13 protein-coding genes are annotated in these 14,466 nt (G+C 63.5%); 9 read left to right on the top strand and 4 right to left on the bottom strand.

Annotated features, from left to right (window positions below; all coding sequences use genetic code 11):
• Window positions 1-356: 356 nt before the first annotated feature.
• Together AC0L20_RS14430 and AC0L20_RS14425 are read left to right on the top strand one after the other, a co-directional pair.
• Window positions 357-752, top strand: coding sequence for a hypothetical protein (locus tag AC0L20_RS14430; RefSeq protein WP_473289051.1), 396 nt, complete (start codon window positions 357-359; stop codon window positions 750-752).
• Window positions 753-1,097: 345 nt separating this feature from the next.
• Entirely contained in the window at window positions 1,098-1,349 is a 252-nt protein-coding gene (locus AC0L20_RS14425) for a hypothetical protein (protein WP_473289050.1), read from the top strand.
• A gap of 3 nt (window positions 1,350-1,352) precedes the next feature.
• Here AC0L20_RS14425 and AC0L20_RS14420 read toward each other — a convergent pair whose 3' ends face one another.
• Window positions 1,353-2,381, bottom strand: a complete 1,029-nt coding sequence (locus AC0L20_RS14420; RefSeq protein WP_473289049.1) for a plasmid recombination protein — start codon at window positions 2,379-2,381, stop codon at window positions 1,353-1,355.
• Between the two features lie 994 nt (window positions 2,382-3,375).
• Window positions 3,376-4,638, bottom strand: coding sequence for an ROK family protein (locus AC0L20_RS14415; protein ID WP_473289048.1), 1,263 nt, complete (start codon window positions 4,636-4,638; stop codon window positions 3,376-3,378).
• A gap of 256 nt (window positions 4,639-4,894) precedes the next feature.
• On the opposite strand from AC0L20_RS14415, the gene AC0L20_RS14410 reads away from it, so the two are divergent.
• From AC0L20_RS14410 to AC0L20_RS14395, 4 genes are all read left to right on the top strand, one after another.
• The gene (locus tag AC0L20_RS14410; RefSeq protein WP_084462488.1) at window positions 4,895-5,860 is read left to right on the top strand and encodes a sugar-binding protein; all 966 of its coding nucleotides are present in this window, start codon (window positions 4,895-4,897) and stop codon (window positions 5,858-5,860) included.
• A gap of 51 nt (window positions 5,861-5,911) precedes the next feature.
• Window positions 5,912-7,438, top strand: coding sequence for a sugar ABC transporter ATP-binding protein (locus AC0L20_RS14405; protein ID WP_473289047.1), 1,527 nt, complete (start codon window positions 5,912-5,914; stop codon window positions 7,436-7,438).
• Window positions 7,435-8,496, top strand: a complete 1,062-nt coding sequence (locus tag AC0L20_RS14400; RefSeq protein WP_473289046.1) for an ABC transporter permease — start codon at window positions 7,435-7,437, stop codon at window positions 8,494-8,496. Before AC0L20_RS14405 ends, AC0L20_RS14400 begins: the two co-directional genes overlap by 4 nt.
• A 136-nt stretch (window positions 8,497-8,632) precedes the next feature.
• Window positions 8,633-9,982 (top strand): carbohydrate porin, encoded by a 1,350-nt coding sequence (locus tag AC0L20_RS14395; RefSeq protein ID WP_473289045.1) that lies wholly within the window; start codon window positions 8,633-8,635, stop codon window positions 9,980-9,982.
• 150 nt (window positions 9,983-10,132) lie between these two features.
• On the opposite strand, the gene AC0L20_RS14390 is transcribed toward AC0L20_RS14395, so the two are convergent.
• Complete coding sequence (locus AC0L20_RS14390; protein WP_473289044.1) at window positions 10,133-11,020, bottom strand: VOC family protein; 888 nt, start codon at window positions 11,018-11,020, stop codon at window positions 10,133-10,135.
• A gap of 168 nt (window positions 11,021-11,188) precedes the next feature.
• On the opposite strand from AC0L20_RS14390, the gene AC0L20_RS14385 reads away from it, so the two are divergent.
• Window positions 11,189-12,376, top strand: a complete 1,188-nt coding sequence (locus AC0L20_RS14385; RefSeq protein WP_473289043.1) for a CaiB/BaiF CoA transferase family protein — start codon at window positions 11,189-11,191, stop codon at window positions 12,374-12,376.
• A 138-nt stretch (window positions 12,377-12,514) separates the two neighbouring features.
• On the opposite strand, the gene AC0L20_RS14380 is transcribed toward AC0L20_RS14385, so the two are convergent.
• A complete protein-coding gene (locus AC0L20_RS14380; protein WP_473289042.1) occupies window positions 12,515-13,237 on the bottom strand; it encodes a DUF72 domain-containing protein in 723 nt (240 codons plus the stop codon).
• Window positions 13,238-13,331: 94 nt separating this feature from the next.
• Here AC0L20_RS14380 and AC0L20_RS14375 point away from each other — a divergent pair, with 94 nt between their 5' ends.
• Together AC0L20_RS14375 and AC0L20_RS14370 are read left to right on the top strand one after the other, a co-directional pair.
• Window positions 13,332-13,547, top strand: coding sequence for a hypothetical protein (locus tag AC0L20_RS14375; protein ID WP_007594172.1), 216 nt, complete (start codon window positions 13,332-13,334; stop codon window positions 13,545-13,547).
• Between the two features lie 312 nt (window positions 13,548-13,859).
• A complete protein-coding gene (locus tag AC0L20_RS14370) occupies window positions 13,860-14,444 on the top strand; it encodes a DUF1349 domain-containing protein (RefSeq protein WP_473289066.1) in 585 nt (194 codons plus the stop codon).
• Window positions 14,445-14,466: the final 22 nt, after the last annotated feature.

The raw sequence follows: 14,466 nt of genomic DNA, 5'->3' as shown, positions 1-14,466 counted from the left end.
ATGTCCCCAATGCGGCGCATGGCCTATGGCGGCGACCATCCAAAAGTCCGCTTCCGCGCAACGCGAAATCCAGTTCAGGTGTCCGAGGTGCCAAGCGGAGGAGGCTGGCCGGCTCCGTCGTCCAACGTCCCCGTTGCGCGCCGCCTGATACCACGAGGCCGAAGCACCGGAGACGCTATCACGTCGCTCCGAGGTGGCAGGTTCTCGCCCGGCGGGGAGACCAGGCTGACCAGGCTAGATCCCAATGGTCCCCACGAGGAAGGCGAGTAGCTGGCGCTTTCAATAAACCGCATCAGGCGTCTGGAACGTAAATGACGTTCCGGCTTTTCGCTCCGTGATAGTCGGAGGGAAGTGCGATGAAATCGATGAGCGCTCTTGCCTTGGCAGTTGTCGTCTCGACAGCGACGGTCTCGGCGCAGCCGGTGCGATGGACCAAGTACACCATTCCCCAGACCGGCACCTCTATGGATTTTCCCTCCTCGATCTTCACGGAAGAAGCTGGCCGACCCGACGGCTACGGCCAACGGTTCCGAACCGTGGTCAAGAGCGGTCAGCCCGATGATCTGCGCATGACCAGCGCCGAGGAGGCGTTGGGTTCGAGCGCCGTGCTGAGCAGCGTCGACATGGCGATGTCGACCCGCCACGAAGGACAGCGATTTCGTTCAACGTGCTGCGCAGCAAATGCTCGCTGCCGCGCAGGAGGACGGGCGGCAACAAGCGCCACTAGGCGAGCAGCTCCGCACCCTCCATAGGCATGGCGGCGAGCGCGACGCCCATGGCGGACGCGGCGTCGCCGCGCAACGCCGCGTCCAGTTCGGCACCGCGGCGTCCCATCCTCGATCGAGAACGGCCAAGAGGTCGACAGCGACCACTCAGCTTTGGGTAAACGCTCCGACCATGGTGTTGCCGGTCGCGCCCGAGTTCGTCGGGCAGTTCTGCTGCCGGAGCTTGTGCTCCGGCACCTTCGTTGACTGAGTCATAACCTGCTCCCTAGCCTGCGATGATGACGATGGGCTGCGGGTAGTCGGGCAGATCCCAGGTGTTGGCATCCTTCGCGCCGCACAGGACCTTGGCGGCGATCGCCCGAGACGGGAAAGATGGCCGAAGAAGCTGGCCACGTCGACGTCGTCAAGGGCGTGAACCCGCAGATGCTCGACCTTCCCGACTGCGATCGCGCCCCTCTGGACCTGTTCGTAGAGCATAGCGACCGGCTCTTGTTCGACGCGGGTTGCCGGGCGCTGCGGACGCCCTTCGAAAGCCGGCGCCGGGTGCTCCCGCGTGCAACAAAAAACAGCATGGTTACCGCAGCTGATTTTGTTGATTCAAATTGTCGCCGAGGGGGGCGATGAATTTCAGGATGGGAATTCCATGTCCGGCAGGAGACCGTTCTCCTCGAGCAGTCGGCGGTAAGTATCCAATTCCTCCTGCTGCGCGAGGAAAGCCGCCTGGGTCGTCGAGACTTGCTGGTTTAGTTCCCGAATGCGCTCGTTCAGCTTGATGACGAAGGACTTGGCCTTCTGCTTGATTCCGTGGGCGTGCTGATCAGCTTGCGAAGCGATCGCATCGATCTTCAATTGAGCTGCGGCGTTTGCCTCCGCCGCTTTTTCGGAAACATATGCCTTTGCGCGAGCCTTTAGATCGGACTTTTGTTCCTCAAGGCCACGGTATGCCAACGCGATCGCCTCGGTCTGCCGCTGCCGCTGCTTCCACTCTTGCCGGGACAGGCGCTGGAGGCGCGGTCCGAGACGGGTCAGACCGCAGCGGACGCCGACATGCTCGTAGTAGTCATCCTGGAAGCACCGCATCTCTGCCTTGTAGGCCGCCTTCTGGTCGCGCGGGCTGCCGCCTTCGGCCTTGCACTTGTTCGCCGCGCGATAGCCGGCATGAACGCTTTCGATGCGGAGCCGGCCATCCGGATCGAGATCGGGCACGACGGCATAGTGCAGGTGGGGACGATCCTCGTCCAAATGTTCGACGACAGTTTTGAGCTGCTCGCCCCACTGGCGCTCGAGCCACTGGATGGTCATTTTCCGCCAGTAGAGGTAGTGCTCCATCGCTTGGGTGTCAGTGCGCACTTCGGAGGTGAGCACCGGCCAGGTGGCGACCCCAACCAGGACCACGAGCGCGGTGATGCTCAGCTTTCGTCCGGCCTTGTCGATGGCTTGTCCTGCGCGCTCGTTGGCCAGTGAGAAAGCCGCGACGGGATGAAGGCCGAATACCACGTTGGGGGGCTCGGGAACGGAAACGTGGCTGCACGCGCCCGGCGCACGGATCATCTCGTTGAGAATGCCGTCCATAGACGTTTTGCGCACGGAGCTATTCTTCTTGTGGGCACCGCGCCGGGAATAGGCACCGGCATGATTGAACTGGTATCCAGGCATAGTGGGATGTCCTTATCTGTGCCCAGCTTCGCCGACGCGCTTGCAAGCCGGAAGGCTTCCTTTCTTGAAAATCGCTTTTTGAGGTCGAATTCGATCGACCTAGTCGGTTCACTAGGTGGATGGCGGACCGCCGTTCTGACGGGACCCGGCCGAACTCCAGGGCGCCGCCAGGTTTGGAGTGGGCGCTGCTTGTCGCTGAGTGGCCCTGCCAGCCGTTCGGGGCTTTCACTATGGTCGTCAGCGGCCTGATGAAGTCGCAGCAAGCGGCCGACGCCAAGGCCAGCCGACCCACCCTGCCGAGGGGCCCAAGCCGCCCGGCTGCCGAAACCACCGACGCGATGGCCGGCGTGCTCGGCTCGATCGCCCGCTGGAGCCCGGCGCCATTTCGCGGCCGCGATCGTCGCCCAGAGGCCGGTCGATGCTGGCCGCTCCGGACCCGGCCTTGCCTAATCGTCGCAACGTGGGGGAGGGCAAGGCCGCCGCATTGCAAAGTGACAGCCGACGTTCGCGCCTCCAGCATGCCCCGTGTCGCGTGCGCGTCCGGCGACGTCCCCGGCATGCTTGCCGTCGTATCCGCGGGGTGTCTGTACGATTTTCGGGGATGGTAGCCGGGGCGTAGCCGCAGGATGCGAGGCCGAAGCATGGTGCACGATAGCGGCCCCAATCCGGATCAAGGGCGCTTCCTCCGGCCGATGCCGACCGTCACTCGACGTGCCAACCGACGCCGGTCCCATTTCCGCATTCCTCCGCGCGCTTGCGTCTTGAAATCCGATCGCTAACGGAGGATGCCCAAGGTGTAACATAGCGTGCGATAGCGCAGTCGACCTTGAGCAGACGGCGCCTACCGTCGCTTGTTTCCGGCGCTTGCAACATGCAACACTCATCTGCTACACGGGACACTTGTCGCACCGTTTGACGTAGTTTTTTCAATGGCTTGCCGGCGTCCCGGTTCTGGCTGCGTACCCTCCCGCCCCAGCCAGCGCTTAGCTCGCGGCTACTCGGTCGCTTCCATGTGGTTTTGGTCTACGACCCGTAGCGTCCGCCGCACCATGCCCTCGACAATGACCGCCGACTCGCTTGGACGCAGATGGATCGCCGTGGACCTGAGCAGCCATGGCAACACCGACTGCTCGAGCCGCTCCTCATAGGCGTGGCGCATCATGTCGAAGGCCATCAAGCCTGGACCCGCCAGGATGACATGGTGCGGCCGCAGCACCGATATCGTTGCTGCGACGGCCTCGGCGAGCGCGCGACCCGCCTGCAGGAATAGGTGCTCGAGACGTGGATCACCGCCCAGTGCGCGCTCGCGCAAGAGAGCCATCTGTCCTTCGGACGGCTGCTGCGAGTCCGCCGGCGGCAGATCGAGAAAGGTGCGGGCGTCGCGATAGAGCGCATAATCGGCAAGATAAGCCTCGATACAGCCGCGCTGGCCGCAGCGGCATTGCGGGCCGTCCGGCGCCAGCTTGACATGGCCGATCTCGCTGCCGGCGCCCCAGCGTGCTTCACCATCGGCAACGACGCCCATCCCGATGCCGTGACCGACCATGATCGTGGCCGAGAGGCCTTGCGCCAATGCCGGTTCGGCAGCCGTGAGGGCGAGCGCGACCGCGACAGCGTCGTTCGCCATGACGACATCGACGCCGAACGCCTGACGTATCGGCGTCGCCAGATCGACTTCGGTGATCGACAGCGCGGGACTCCACAATGTCGTGCCGGTGTCGACGTTCACGATGCCTTGCAGCGCAATCCCGATTCCCAACAGCCGATGGCGCGGCGTCGCCGTCGCATCGAGCAGCGCATTGATTTGCGCGATCACGAGATCGCGCAGCGCGCCTGCATCGAGCGCGCGCGTAGACAGTGCAAGTCGCGACTGCGCCACGCCGGAGCCGCGGAAATCCGCGATCAGCGTCTCGATCAGGTTCATGCGGACCGAGATCGCGACGATGCGCCCGAACTCCGGGTTCAGGGTCAGCAGCACGGCCGGCCGGCCGCGGCGACGGCCATTCGGCCCGTCCGCATCCTCTTCCTCGCCATCCTCGGACCACGGCGTTGCCGCCGTCTCGGTCTCGCACAGCAGCTCTTCCGCGATCAGCCGCGACGTCAGGCCGGAAACGGCCGGGAAGCTCAGGCCAGTGCTCCGGGCGAGCGCCACGCGTGGCAGCGGCCCCTGGCGTCGCAAGACGTCGACGAGACGGCCGCGGTTGGATTCGCGGGCCGTGTTCGACACGCGTCTGGACGGCTCAATTTGGTCAACCATGCTGCCTCTTTAATTCATCAGGTAAATTTAATGGAGGGGGGCGAGATACCGGTGTGACCGGAAAAGCACAATCGGATTCGGTTTTCAGCAGCCATATTTACTATTATCGTACCATCTGTACTATTTAGACTTGAAGAAGGGGCAAGTACATCCTGATCCGGCTGTTTTGCCCTGCGGCATTTGTTCGCGACGTAAATAAAAGATGGCGCATAAGCGCTGTGAAACCCCCGAACGGGGGTGACCAAGGGAGGTGTACATGAACGGATCGATGAAGAAACTCATGGTGTCGCTGTTTGCGACCGCAGCTGCGCTCGCGGTCGCTACGGGGGCGGCGCAGGCCCAGCAGAAAAAGACCATCGCGCTGGTGACCAATGCCGCGGCCGATTTCTGGACCATCGCCGGCCGCGGGCTCGAAAAGGCTCAGAAGGAGCACCCGGAATACGACATCCAGTTGATCGTCACCAACGAGGCGACCGCGGCGGGTCAGCGGCGCGAGCTGGACGACCTGCTGGTGCGCGGCGTCGCTGGCATCTCGATCTCGGTCGACGATGCGCCGCATGCAACCGAAGAGCTCAACAAGGTTGCGGCCAAGACCGTGTTGATCACGACGGATAGCGACGCGCCGCAGAGCAATCGGCTCGCTTATATCGGTACCGACAACGTCGCGGCCGGGCGGCAGGCCGGCGAAGAGATCAAGAAGGCGCTGCCGAACGGCGGCAAGATCGCGCTGTTCGTCGGCACGATGGACGCGGACAATGCCCGCGAGCGGGTGCAGGGTATCAAGGACGCGATCGCCGGCACCAAGGTCGAGCTGGTCGACGTGTTCACCGACCAGGTGGACTTCGCCAAGGCCAAGGCGAACATGGAGAACGTGCTGGTCAAATATCCCGACATCGCACTGTTGTCAGGGCTTTGGAGCTACGAGACACCGCTGATCTATGACGCGGTCAAGGCGGCGGGCAAGGCCGGCAAGGTGAAGATCGTCGGCTTCGACGAGGACCAGCGCACGTTGCGGGGCGTTTCTGACGGCACGATCGAGTCGACGGTGGTGCAGCAGCCCTACGAGTTCGGCTATCTCTCCGCCACCAACATCATCAAGACGCTGAACGGCGACAAGTCCTGGATCCCGGCGGGCGGCAAGCTGATCGTGCCGACCAAGGTGATCAGCAAGTCCAACGTCGCGGCGTTCACCGCAGACATGAAGAACCTCCTCAAGAAGTGAGCGTCAGGCGCCCGGCGGCACGGCCGCCGGGCGTCGTGCGGGAGGAAATGAATGGCGGAAATCCTGTTCGAGCTCGCCGGGATCAGCAAATCCTATCCCGGGGTCATGGCGCTCGATGACGTCAGTTTGCGCGTGGATCGCGGCGAGGTCGTGGGCCTGATCGGCGAGAACGGCGCCGGCAAGTCGACGCTGATGCGCGTGCTCGGCGGCGTGATTGCGCCGAGCGAGGGCGTGATCCGCATCGGCGGCACCGACCACGCACGTGTGACGGTGACCGAGGCGACACAGGCCGGCATCGCCTTCGTGCACCAGGAATTGAACCTGTTCGAAAATCTCGACGTCGCCGCCAACGTGTTTATCGGGCGCGAGAAGCTGATGGGCGGACCGCTGAAGCTGGTGGACAATGCCGAGATGCATGCCCGCGTGACGCCGTTGCTGGAGCGGCTCGGCGCCGATTTCGCGCCGGATACGCTGGTCGAAGATCTCTCCATCGCCGAGCGTCAAATGGTGGAGATCGCCAAGGCGCTCTCGATCGACGCCCGCGTGATCATCATGGACGAGCCGACCTCCAGCCTGACGATTTCGGAGACGGAACGGCTGCTGGAAGTGATTGCCGATCTGAAGGCGCACGGCATTTCGGTGATCTACATCTCTCACCGGCTCGGCGAGATCATGACCTGCGCCGACCGCGTCGTGGTGCTGCGCGACGGGCGCACTGTTGGCGAGTTGGCGCGGGACCAGCTGAGCCACGCCGCAATGATCCGGCTGATGATCGGCCGCGACCTGAAAGCGCTGCATACCCCGCCGAAACAGGCGCCGCAGCCGGGCGGCTGCGATATCGTCGGCGTCGTGACATCAGCCTTTCCCGACCGGCAGGTTGATCTTTCCGTGCGGCATGGCGAGATCCTGGGCCTGGCGGGGCTCGTGGGCGCCGGCCGCACCTCTCTTGCCCGCGCAGCGTTTGGCATTGACCCGCTGCTGGGCGGCGAGATCAGGATCGACAACGCACCGGTCGCTGTCGCATCGCCGCGCGACGCGATCAGCCAAGGCATCTATCTGGTGCCGGAGGACCGCAAGAAATCCGGGCTCGTGCTGGAACTGCCGATCCGCGAGAACATGACGCTGGCGAGCCTGTTGGATCATGCGCGGATGTGGCTGGTCAGCGGCGCAGCCGAGCGCAAGGTTGCGAAAGAGCAGGTCAGGCGTCTCTCCATCAAGGCGCCAAGCATCGACATGGAGGTGGTGACGCTCTCCGGCGGCAACCAGCAGAAGGTCGTGCTCGGCAAATGGCTGTCCATGCAGCCGCGCGTGATGTTCTTCGACGAGCCGACCCGCGGCATCGACGTCGGCGCCAAGGGCGAGATCTACGCGTTGATGCGCGAGCTTGCCGACCAGGGCGTCGCGATCGTGATGATCTCCTCGGACATGGAGGAAGTCATCGGCGTCTCCGACCGGGTGGCGGTGATGCATGAAGGCAGCGTCAGCGGCGTGCTCGAGCGGGAGCAGTTCAGCGAATACAACGTATTGCGACTGGCCATGGGCCAGGCGCTGGAAACCGCGGAAGCGGCCGCGCCATGATCAGGAAAGAGCTCGGTCTGGGATTGCTGCTGGTGGTGATCGCCGCCGTCACGGGCGCGATCAATCCCGCCTTCCTGTCGCTGGTGAACCTCTTGAACATGGCCAATCTGATCGGCCTGTTCGGTGTGTTCGCGCTCGGCGAGGGGCTCGTGATCATCACCGGCGGCATCGACCTGTCGCTCGGCTCGATGTTTGCGCTGCTCGGCGTCGTGTTCGTCGACCTTCTGACGACCTATGAGGTGCCGTGGCCCCTGGCGCTGGCGGCCGTGCTGCTGGGCGGGCTGGTGCTCGGCGGCATCCAGGGGCTCCTGATCACCCGGCTGAAGATGCAGCCCTTCATCGTGACGCTGTGTGGCTTGCTGATCTATCGCGGCGCCGCCCGCTACTACACGAGTGATTCGACCCGCGGCTTCGGTTACGGCGACGAGGCGGCGACACTGAGCAACATCGCTTCGGGCAATGTGGCGGGAATCCCGAACACCTTCATCCTCCTGATCATCCTTGCGCTGATCCTCGGCGTGCTGCTGCACCGCTCGGTCTACGGGCGCTGGCTTTATGCCGTCGGAAAAAACGAGGAAGCCGCGCGCTTCTCGGGCATCAACACAAACTTCGTGATCGCAACCGCCTATATCATCAGCGGCGGACTCGCCGGAGTTTCGACGGTCTTGTTCGTGTTCTACACGAACTCGGTCTCGCCGAGCTCCTTCGGCAATTTCTACGAGCTCTACGCGATCGCGGCCGCCGTCCTGGGCGGGTGCAGCTTGCGCGGCGGCGAGGGGTCTATTCTCGGTATCGTGCTGGGCACGGCGCTGCTGCAGGTGTTGCAGAACCTGGTGAACATCCTGGGCATTCCCAACTCGCTGAATTTCGCGGTGATGGGCACGGTCATTCTGATCGGCGTGTTGGCGGATCAGCAATTGCAGGCGCGACGGCGGCGCAAGCAGGCACTGGCCGGCGTCGCCCGCGCCGCGCCGAAATCGACATTGGCGGAGCAAGTCCAGGGCGCGTCACCGCGCGCCACGGATGCATTGCCGGCGAGAACGGGTGATCGGGCATGACGGATCCAGGCTCCAGTTGACACAAGGCTGCCTGGTCGGCGGCCGCTGGGGAGGGAGTGCGTTCCAGGCTCGAGGGCTTTGGGCAGGGACGTGAGGCGAAACAAGCAAAGCCTGAGACGGCGGGAGGACGAGTAAAATGTTACGCAGGTTTATAAACACCGCAGGGGCGTGCGGTGTGGGGATTGCTTTCTCATCGCTGTTTTGCGGTGGCGTATATGCGGCCGATTTTTCGACGAAAGCTGCACCTGTTCCGTATGGTACGGCTGACGATTTCTGGACGCGGCCGTATCTGTTCGGCGATCTCGGCAGGACCAAGCTGAAGGAACAGGGCATCGAGCTGGGCCTGACGCTCGGCAACGAATCCGTCGGCAACCTCTCGGGTGGAAGCAGGAACACCGCAGCCAATGCCGGTCAGTTGTGGTTTGGCGCCAAGCTGGACATGGGAAAACTCGCCGGCATCCCCGGCGGCACCGTCGGTCTCACGCTGGTCGACCGCTTCGGCAAGAACCTGAATACCGAAGCGGACATTCCCGCCCTGCAGCTGACCAACGAAGTGTTCGGCCGCGGCAATATTCTGCGCCTGACGCAGCTCTACTACTCGCAGAAGCTTTTCGATGATCGTCTTGAACTCAAGGGCGGCCGTCTTCCGGTCGGCTCCGATTTCTTCTTCGGTCTCTGCGAGTTCATCAACCTGACCTTCTGCGGCGGTCAGCCCGGCAACATCCAGGGTGGCTACATCTACAATTGGCCGGTGAGCCAGTGGGCCGGTGTCGTGCATTACAAGATCGCGCCGGAATTCACGGTGTCGGTCGGTGTCTACGATGCCAATCCGGGTTACCTGACGACGTCGGACCCGGGCGTCTACTTCCTGCCCGGCATTCCCGCCTCGAATCGCGCCAGTGGCGTGATGGTGCCGGTGGAGTTGGTCTGGGCGCCGAAGGGCCCCTTGACCGGGACCTGGAGACTTGGCGGCTGGTACGACAGCGCCTCCTCTATTGATGGCGGTCTTCCCGGTGTCATCAGCACCATCCCGGGCGTCGGTGGCGTCCCGGATCAAAATATCAGCGATCAACGCGGCCGCTTCGGCGTTTACGAGTCGATCCTGCAGCGGTTGACCGTCGAGGGTCCGGGCGCGCAGGGTTGGTATACCTTCCTCAATACCACCGTTGCCGATCACCGGACGTCGTATCAGGATTACCAGATCGCCCTCGGCTTCAGGCATACCGGAACGTTCTCCTGGCGTCCCCAGGACGAAGTCGGCTTCGCGGTCGGCACGACCCACGTGAACACGGCTGCCCTCAGTCCCAACGCCGGCGGCAACGAAGTGCCGCTCGAAGTCTGGTACGGATGGCAGGCGACCGGCTGGCTGAACCTCAAGTTCGACGCGCAGTATGTCATCAATCCAGGTGGGCGCGGCTATAACGCGGTGGGCGTGAAGACCGACAACGCCGTGGTGCTTGGTATGCGCACCGAGGTCCACTTCTGATGGGACGCTCACCCGTCTGATGCGAAAGGTGGGGCATGCCCGTCCCACCGGCGCGCACGCAACATGTGGCGGCTCCGCTCAGCGGAGCCGCCCGGCCGCGACTTCGGTCATTGCGACGTTGCTGCGGCCAGGCCGGGATTTGGTTATTACCTATCCCTCGTACTGATCCGGTCCCATCGCCCAAAGCGATTGATCGTGGCCGGATGCATAGTTCCGATTGTTCAGCGCCGGATTGCGATTGACCATCGGCCGCATGAACATCGGGTGGGTGGCGCTGCGCACCTCGTGCTCGACCGTGAATAGCGGTTTGCCGCTGTCGAGATCGACGATGTCGCAGAAGCGGTACTGGTACTGATTGTCCTCGCGCGAGATCAAATCGCGCGCCAGCAGCTTGCGATACGGGCCGGAAAAGTCGGTGATGTACATCTGCACATGGTGACCGTCATAGTCGCCTTGCGGCCGATCGGTCTCGCGAAACAACAGATGCTGGTCGCGGCCCGTCTTCACGGCGGCAACCGTGCCGTCGCCGTTCCGCAACTCGGATGGCATGCCCATGATCTCGGGGTAAAAGGCACAGATGCCGCGTGCCGATCCCACCGGTACGTCGAACTCGACATAGGGAATGCCGAGTGCGACCCGGCCGAAGCGCGCGGCGTCGGGCTCGTAGCAGCGCAGCCGGTTGCCCCACGGACAAATCGCCTCGACATGGTCGTTGTGCTCGGCGAAGGCGAACGCGGTGCCCTCGAGCTTCTTGGCGACCGACGCCAATCGCGCCAGCAGCGCCTCGCGGCCCGCGATCACCAGCCCGACATGACCGCGCAGCACCTGCGGCAGGCCGCTCGGCAAATGAAACTGGCTTCGTCCGGCGTTGATCCACATGTTGGTGTCGGACACCATCAGAAAGGGATCGCGGGTGAGCCCAAGGCCTGCGACATAGAACAGCGTGGCAAGGCGCTGGTCCGGGACCTGGATGTTGACGTGCTCGAAATGGATCGCGTTGCCGAGGTCTTCTTTGGATCGATCGAATTGTTGCGGCATGGACGGGGCTCTACTGGGGAAGGGACAGGTCCATATTAGAGCACAATTTCCGCCAGTCGAAATGATTAGCCGATCACATCTCGAGGGTGGGGGGCATGGCGTCCGTTGCCACCTTGCCGCAAATGCCAATCCCTGTAAGCTGACGAACAACACAAAGGAAAGAGATCGATGGGAGGGGTTCTGGACGGCGTCCGCGTTCTCGATTTCGGGCGCTATATCGCGGGGCCCTATTGCGCGACCTTGCTGGCCGAATTCGGCGCCGAGGTCATTCGCGTGGAGAAGCGCGACGGCAGCGAGGATCGCTTCGTGGCGCCGGTCGGTGAAAATGGCGAGGGCGCGCTGTTTCTTCAGGTCAACCGCAACAAGAAGTGCCTCACGCTCGATCCGATGAAGCCGGAAGGGCAGGAGGTGATGCGCCGCCTGATTGCGACCGCGGACGTGGTCGTCGCCAATCTGCCGCCGCAGACCTTGCGCGCGATGAAGCTCGACTATGATTCGCTCAAGGCGATCAAGCCGGACATCATCCTGACGACCGCCACCGCGTTCGGCGGGCCGGGGCCATGGTCCGACCGCGTCGGCTTCGACGGTGTCGGCCAGGTGATGTCGGGCTCGGTGTACATGACCGGCGCCGGCGATCCGCCCTACCGGGCCGCGGTCAACTGGGTTGATTTCGGGACGGCGCTGCATTGCGCGTTCGGTACGCTCGCCGCGCTGATCGAGCGCGGCAAATCCGGGCGCGGGCAGATCGTCGAGGGCGCATTGCTCGCAACCGCCTTGTCCTTCACCAATGCCACGCTGATCGAGCAGGCCGTCATCAACGTCAATCGGGTGCCGACAGGCAATCTCGGCCAGACCGCGGCGCCCGCCGACATCTACCGCACCAGGGACGGCTGGGTGCTGTGCCAGGTCACGGGGCATCCGCTGTTCAAGCGCTGGGCCAAGCTAATGGGTGAGGAGGAGGTCTGGCTCAACGATCCGCGCTTTGCCGACGACATCAGCCGCGGCAACAACGGCCCCGTCATCAGCGAGCGGATGGCGCGCTGGTGCGCCGAGCGCACCACGCAGGAGGCCGTCGACACCCTGGGCAAGGCCATGATTCCGACCGGCCCCGTGCTGAGCCCGCAGCAGGCGCTCGATCATCCGCACGTCCGCGCCGGCGGCTTCATGCAGGACGTCGACTATCCCGGCCTGCCGAAGCCCGCACCGGTGGCACGCGCCGCCGTCCGCCTGTCGGAAACGCCCGGCGAAATCGCGACGCGCCCGCCCACGCTCGGCGAGCATACCGATCTTATCCTGACCGAGCTCGGCTACGACAAGGCCGCGATCGCGGCGCTCCGGCAAGGCGGCATCGTCTAGCGAGGAAGGGCACGGTATCTTTGCCGCAAAACACGACCTCATCCTGAGGGCCCGCCGCAGGCGGGCGTCTCGAAGGATGGCCGCAGGCGAGCTTGCCGCATCGTGCACGCCATAGGCAATTGCCTGCGCTTATGGGCGTCACAGCAATTGCTTCAAAGCCTGTGCATCGGCCGGGGCCGCGCTCTTCTGGTCGTTGTCGAAATAGACGTAGACGTCGCAGCCCTGCCGCTTCCAGGACTTGATGCGCCGCGCCCATTGCGCCAGCGTGGGCTTCGTATAGTGCCCGTGATAGCGCCCGCTTGGTCCGTGTCCGCGGACATAGACGAAATCCGCCGTGCGCTTCCATGGCGCCGGCGCGTCGTGATGATCGGACAGGCACAGCGAGATGTTTTCGTCGGCCAGCATCCGCAAGATGCGCGGCTGATACCAGCTCGGATGACGGAATTCGAAACTGTAACGCCGCTTCCGCGACAAAAGCTTGAAGAAGCCGGCGAGACGGTCCGCATCTGCTTCGAATTGTGGCGGCAGCTGGAACAGGATCGGGCCGGCCTTGCCGCCGAGCCGTGAGATGCGATCCTCGAGCAGCTCGAGGCTGTTCACCGAGCGGTCCGACAGCCGCTTCCAATGCGTGATGAATTTCGACGCTTTCCACGCGAAGACGAAATCGCGGCCGGTCTGCGCCCGCCAACCCTCGACGGCCTCCGGCGTCGGGGTGCGGTAGAACACTCCGTTCAGCTCGGTGGTGTCGAACTGCCCGGCGTAGTAGCGCAGCTGCTGCTTCAGCGTCACGCCCTCGGGAAAGAACGGGCCTCGCCAGGAGGCGTAATGCCAGCCGGAAGTTCCGATCAGAACGCGCGCCATATTTAAGGTGTCCATCCGTTGGGATTTGCCGGATGGGAACGTCCGTGCGGCCGATACGTTGCTCGTGAGCTTGATCAACGCAGGACCGGAACCGATGTACGCGCTGTTTGAAGGCAACAAGCAGATCGGCGATCCCTTTCCTACCGAGAAGGAGGTGTGGGAAGCCGCCTTGATCGAGGGGCTGGTGACCGACGTGCCGGTCGCGGACGAGGAGGGCGGCCGCCTTCTGCCCGCCGGCTATCACGTCGCGCAGGTCGAGGAGACGTTCGAGCCGAAGCCCGGCTGGAAGCTGCCGCGCGAGATCTCTTGACGGAGCGCGTGTTCGCAGGGCGGTGGGCTTGCTACGCGCAGCCAGGCTTAGCCCGATTAATGCGCAAGACCTGGTGAGTTCGTTATCGCTTGAAGCACGGCAAGACGGTCGGGCCTCAAGATGATCCGCCGCGGCGGCTGATCGCCGACTTTCGAAATTGGTCCGTCGACGAAGTAAGTGGCGCACCTCGTTGAGGCCCGTTCAGCGAGGCATGACGGATTTGGATTTGCTCAGGTTCAGTTCTTCGATGCCGCTGTCGGGCCGATCCCCGAAGCTCGTCGAGACCATCACATGGTTTGCATCGAGGTTAAAATGATACTTGGCAGATCTGACGGCATTTGGCTGAATGAGCCGAAACAATGGACCGAGAAGGGCAACAGCCTTGAAGTGGTCACTGACAATGCCACCGACTTCTGGCGCGAGACTCACTACGGCTTTATCCGCGACAACGGACATTTTCTCGGGTTTAAGGCCGGGGATGCCTTCACGGCCGAGTTGCGAGTGCGCGGTAATTTCCAAGCGCTCTACGATCAGGCCGGCATCATGGTGCGCGTAGACGCTAATCGCTGGCTTAAGGCCGGAATCGAATTTGCCGACGGACGGGCCATGCTTTCGAGCGTATTGACGGATGGGCGGTCGGACTGGGCAACGGCACCCTATGAGCACGACGCTCGTGACTTCCGATTGCGGGTAACCGTTGCTCATGGCGTTGTTCGTGTGCAAGCTTCGAACGATGGCAAGGTTTGGCCTCTCATGAGGCTTGCGCCGTTTGCCAAGAACGCATCCTATCTTGTCGGACCGATGGCTTGCACGCCGGAGCGGGCCGGGTTGGAAGTGGCTTTTTCGGAGTTTCGGATGACGGCGCCGCTCGGCAAGGACCTTCACGATCTAGAATGAGGCTGCTGGCGCGGCCGGAGGC

The organism is Bradyrhizobium sp. Kon58, assembly GCF_055807455.1.
Note: the sequence above shows the minus strand (reverse complement) of the source record. Positions and strands in the feature narration are given on the sequence as shown.